This window comes from Staphylococcus sp. HMSC62A08 (assembly GCF_001839105.1).
Classification (GTDB): Bacteria; Bacillota; Bacilli; order Staphylococcales; family Staphylococcaceae; genus Staphylococcus; species Staphylococcus caprae.
In genome coordinates this window covers 1-505 of record NZ_KV840065.1, presented here as the reverse complement: position 1 = coordinate 505, position 505 = coordinate 1, and the positions used below count along the sequence as shown (strand labels likewise).

Genomic DNA, 505 nt, shown 5'->3' with positions numbered 1-505 from the left:
AAGAGACATCCGCAAGACTTCTATCAGAAGATAACATTTCTTATCAAGAAGCGATGAATAACGACGACTACCGTCCTATCGTTGAGAAAGAGCTCATTCAACGTATTGGATTTGTCATCGAACCAGAGAATTTATTCAGTAATTTAAAAGCCAAAATTGAAAATCAAACGTTCGAGATTGAAGACCTAAGTAACGCCATCAAAAACGTTGAAAACTCGACACGAGGTCATGAAAGTGAAGACGATTTTATCCACTTATTCGATGATATGGATTTAAACTCAAGTCGTTTAGGGAACACAAACGCAGCCCGTACGAAGTTAATTGCGAAAGTTATGATGAATATCTCAACATTACCTTTCGTACACAGTGATTTAGAAATCGATATGTTAGGCGATGCGTATGAGTACTTGATCGGTCAATTTGCGGCCAGTTCAGGTAAAAAGGCGGGCGAATTCTATACACCTCAACAAGTATCGACGATACTCGCAAAGATTGTTACAGATGG

General features: G+C 38.8%; 1 protein-coding gene. It reads left to right on the top strand.

Annotated features, from left to right (window positions below):
* A partial coding sequence (locus HMPREF3264_RS12225; protein ID WP_176746853.1) for an N-6 DNA methylase occupies nt 1–505 on the top strand: 505 nt, incomplete at both ends.